The following is a 4,894-nucleotide window of genomic DNA, read 5'->3' as shown; positions in this document are numbered from 1 at the left end:
GCCGGGGTGGACTGGGCGGCGGTGCTTCCCGAGGGTGCCACCGAGGCCCATGTGGATCTGCCGACGTATGCCTTCGACCACCGGCACTACTGGCTGCGGATGGCTCCTGCCGCGGATGCCGTGGCTCTGGGACAGAGCACCGCCGATCACCCGCTCCTGGGTGCGGTGGTGGAGGTGCCGGAGAGCGGGGGTGTGTTGTGTACTTCCCGGTTGTCTGTGCGTACGCATCCCTGGCTGGCTGATCATGCCGTCGGGGGAGCGGTGCTGGTGCCTGGTACCGGGCTGGTCGAACTCGCGGTCCGGGCCGGTGACGAGGTCGGCTGCGGGGTGCTGGACGAACTGGTCATCGAGGCTCCACTGGTGGTGCCCGAGCAGGGTGGTGTGCGGGTGCAGGTCGCCGTCGGCGGGCCGGGTGACGACGGGCTGCGGACCGTCGCGGTGTACTCCGCACATGAGAACACCACCGGTGAGGTCGGCACCGACGCCTGGACCCGCCACGCCAACGGCACCCTGACCACCTCGGCGCCGGACACCCCTGTCTTCGACACCACGGTCTGGCCGCCGGCCGGCGCCGAACCCGTCGGCCTCGACATCGGCTCCTTCTACGCGGACCTGGCGAGCCACGGCTACGCCTACGGGCCGGCCTTCCAGGGGCTGCGCGCGGTGTGGCGGCGCGGCGAGGAGATCTTCGCCGAGGTCGCCCTGCCGGACGAGCAGCGCGACGAAGCGGCCCGGTTCGGCATCCACCCCGCCCTGCTGGACGCGGCCCTGCACACCGACGCATTCGTCCAAGCCGACAACGACGGACACAACGTCCTGCCGTTCGCCTGGAACGGACTGGCCCTGCACGCCGCCGGCGCCGCCTCCCTGCGGGTGCGGATCCAAGCGCGCGGAACCGATGTGCTGTCCCTCGTCGCGGTCGACGACAACGGCGGACTCGTCCTGACCGCCGACTCGGTGACCTTCCGCCCGGTGGACGTCGGACAGCTCGACGCCGCCGCGACGGCCGACGAGAGCCGCGACGCCCTGTTCGGCGTCGCCTGGACCGAACTCCCCGCACCCCCCGAGGCGGCGGCACCGCGAACCGGCTGGACGCGGGTCGCCACCCCTGCCGACGTGATCGCGCTGAAGGGCGAGCTGCCCGAGGCCGCCGTCCTGGAACCGGCGGGTTCCGGCGACGGCGACGAGGAGGCGCTCGCCCGGACGGCTGCCGTGCTGGAGGTCGTCCAGGCGTGGCTCGCCGACGAGGAGTTGGAGGACGTACCGCTGCTCGTGGTCACCCGCGGCGCGGTGCCCGCCGACGCCGACCGCGCGGTCACCGACGCGGCCGGCGCGGCGGTCTGGGGCCTGGTCCGCGCGGCCCAGGCCGAGAACCCCGGCCGGATCGTCCTGCTCGACCTGGACCCGGCCACCGGCACGCCCTCCGACGACCTCGTCGCCCAGCTCCTCACTCCCGTGCTGGCCTCGGGTGAGCCGCAGGTGGCGGTGCGTGGGCGGGTGTTGTCGGTGCCGCGTCTGGTGCGGGCGGCGGAGGGCGGTCCGGGTGTCGGGTTCCGTGCCGGGGGCACGGTTGTGGTGACCGGTGGTACCGGTTCGCTGGGGGCGTTGGTGGCACGGCACCTGGTCGAGCGGCATGGTGTGCGGCATCTGGTGCTGGCCGGGCGGCGTGGTGCGCGGGCCGAGGGCGCCGGCGAGCTGGTGGCCGAACTGAGGGCGCTGGGTGCGGAGTCGGTGTCGTTGGTGGCGTGCGACGTGTCCGATCGTACGGCGGTGTCGGAGCTGCTGGACTCGGTGCCGGCGGAGCATCCGCTGACGGGTGTGATCCACACGGCCGGTGTCCTGGACGACGGCGTGATCGGCGCGCTCACCCCCGAACGCCTCGCCGGCGTCTTCGCCCCCAAGGTGAGCGCGGTGCGGCACCTGGACGAACTGACCCGCACCCTGGACCTGCCAGTCTTCGCCCTCTTCTCCTCCGGCGCCGGCCTGTTCGGCTCGGCCGGCCAGGGCAACTACGCCGCCGCCAACGCCTACCTCGACGCGGTCGCCCACCAGCGCCGGGCGGCCGGCCTGCCCGCGACCTCGCTCGCCTGGGGACTGTGGGAGCAGACCAGCGGCATGACCGCCCACCTCGGCGCGGCCGACCAGGCCCGGATGAGCCGCGGCGGCGTCCTGCCGATCAGCCCCGCCGAGGGCATGCGGCTCCTTGACGCGGCCCTGGACACCGGCGAGGCGCTCCTGGTCCCCATCAAACTGGACCTGCGGGCGCTGCGCGCCGACGCGACAGCGGGACGCGCCGTACAGCCCCTGCTGCGCGGCCTGGTGCGCACCGGCCGCCAGCCGGTGCGCGCCACGCCCGGGGACAGCACCGGCGGACTCACCCGCCGGCTCACCGGACTCGCCCCGGCCGAGCAGGAGGCGCTGCTCCTGGACCTGGTACGCGGCCAGGCCGCGACCGTCCTCGGCCACGCCGGGGCGGAGCAGGTCGGTCCCGAGACGGCGTTCAAGGACGCCGGGTTCGACTCGCTCACCTCCGTAGAGTTGCGCAACCGGCTCCGCGAGACCACTGGCCTCAAGCTCGCCGCCACCGTCGTCTTCGACTACCCGAACCCACTCGCTCTGGCCCGCCATCTCCACGCGGAACTCGGCACGACCAACGACGCCCTGTCGCTGGTGCAGGAAAAGATCGAGGACATCGAGTCACTGATCGCCGGACTGCTTTCCGACGCGTCCAAGAAGGCCGACATCGTGCTTCGCCTCCAGGGCCTGGTCGCGAAGTGCACCGGAGAGGTCGAGGAGACACAGGATTCCGCCGTGGCGGAACAACTGGAATCCGCCTCCGCCGATGAAGTCCTCGACTTCATCAACGACGAACTCGGAATCGCCTGACCAGTCCACGTCTTCCCGGACCGTCAAACCTCGGTGAGGAAAGAGAAGATGGCCACAGAGCAGGAACTCCTCAAGTACCTCAAGCGCGTCACGACCGAACTGCACGACCTGCGCCGACAGGTCGCGCGGAACGCGGACGAGCCGGTGGCGATCGTCGGCATGGCCTGCCGGCTGCCCGGCGGCGTGACGACGCCGGAGGAGCTGTGGCACTTGGTCGCCGAGGGCCGGGACGCCGTGTCCGACTTCCCCGCCGACCGCGGCTGGGACCTGGACGCGCTGTTCGACGACGACCCGGACAGGACCGGCACCACCTATGCCCGCCAGGGCGGATTCCTGCACGAAGCCGGCCTGTTCGACGCCGAGTTCTTCGGTATCTCCCCCCGTGAGGCCCTCGCCATGGACCCCCAGCAGCGGCTGCTGCTGGAGACCTCCTGGGAGGCGCTGGAGCGGGCCGGCATCGACCCGCTGTCCCTGAAAGGCGCGGACGTCGGCGTCTTCAACGGCATCATGGGCGTCGACTACTTCTTCGGCGGCAACCTCCCTCCCGAGCTGGAGGGCTACGCCGGCACCGGCGGCGCGTCCAGCGTGGCCTCCGGCCGCATCTCGTACGTCTTCGGCTTCGAGGGCCCCGCCGTGACCGTCGACACGGCCTGCTCGTCCTCGCTGGTCGCGATCCACCTCGCGGCCCAGGCCCTGCGGCGCGGCGAATGCTCGATGGCCCTGGCCGGCGGCGCCACCGTCATGGCCACCCCGCACACCTTCGTCGACTTCTCCCGGCAGCGGGGGCTTGCGGCTGATGGGCGGTGCAAGTCGTACGCGGATGGGGCCGATGGTACGGGGTGGGCCGAGGGTGCTGGTGTGGTGGTGCTGGAGCGGTTGTCGCAGGCGCGTCGCCGGGGGCATCGGGTGCTGGCGGTGGTGCGGGGCAGTGCGGTGAATCAGGACGGTGCGTCCAATGGTCTGACGGCGCCGAACGGTCCGTCGCAGCAGCGGGTGATCCGTAAGGCGTTGGCGGCGGCCGGGTTGTCCGCGGCGGACGTGGACGCGGTGGAGGGCCACGGCACGGGCACGGTCCTCGGCGACCCGATCGAGGCCCAGGCACTCCTGGCCACGTACGGACGCGACCGCGAAGTACCCCTGTGGCTGGGCTCGTTGAAGTCCAACATCGGCCACACCCAGGCCGCCGCCGGGGTCGCCGGTGTCATCAAGACGGTGCAGGCCCTGCGGCACGGCATCCTGCCCGCCACCCTCCACGCCGAAGAGCCCAGCACCCGCGTCGACTGGGACACAGGCGCGGTCCGGCTCCTCCACCACACCCGCGACTGGCCGGACGTCGACCGGCCGCGTCGGGCGGCTGTCTCGGGCTTCGGCGTCAGTGGCACCAACGCGCACGTGATTCTGGAACAAGCCCCGGAGGAGCCGGCCGCCGCTGTGCCGGCCTCCGCCGACGGTGGCGGCGTGGTGCCGGTGGTGGTGTCGGCGCGGAGCACCAGCGCGCTTGCCGGACAGGCGGCACGCCTGGGCGAGTTCGTCAGGACGGGCGAGGTCTCTGCGACGGCCGTCGCGGGAGGGCTCGTCGCCCGTCGGGCGGTGCTGCCCGAACGTGCCGTAGTCGTCGCCGGCTCACGTGAGGAGGCGGTGTCCGGGCTGGCGGCACTCGCCGCGGGCGAGTCCTCACCGCTCGTGGTCACCGGCGCCCGGAGCACCGGCGGCACGGTGTTCGTGTTTCCCGGGCAGGGGTCTCAACGGCTCGGTATGGGGCGGGAGTTGTATGAGCGGTTTCCGGTGTTCGCTCGTGCTCTGGATGATGCCTGTGCCGCGTTGGACGGGCGGTTGGCCGGTTTCGTGGCGCACCCGGTCAGGGATGTGGTCTTCGGGGCGGTGGGTGAGGCGGGCGGTGGTCTGCTGGATCGGACGGTGTTCGCGCAGGCGGGTTTGTTCGCGGTGGAGTCGGCGTTGTTCCGGTTGGTGGAGTCGTGGGGTGTGCGGCCGGATGTGGTGGTGGGGC

At 72.4% G+C, this 4,894-nt stretch carries 2 protein-coding genes; both read left to right on the top strand.

Translation table 11 applies throughout. The features are described from left to right. A partial coding sequence (locus tag ACZ60X_RS43705) for a type I polyketide synthase (RefSeq protein ID WP_469611396.1) occupies window positions 1–2,886 on the top strand: 2,886 nt, incomplete at its 5' end. A 48-nt stretch (window positions 2,887–2,934) separates the two neighbouring features. Continuing rightward, a partial coding sequence (locus ACZ60X_RS43700; RefSeq protein ID WP_469611394.1) for a type I polyketide synthase occupies window positions 2,935–4,894 on the top strand: 1,960 nt, incomplete at its 3' end.

The sequence above is a fragment of the Streptomyces sp. NPDC104106 genome (assembly GCF_055584345.1).
Note: the sequence above shows the minus strand (reverse complement) of the source record. Positions and strands in the feature narration are given on the sequence as shown.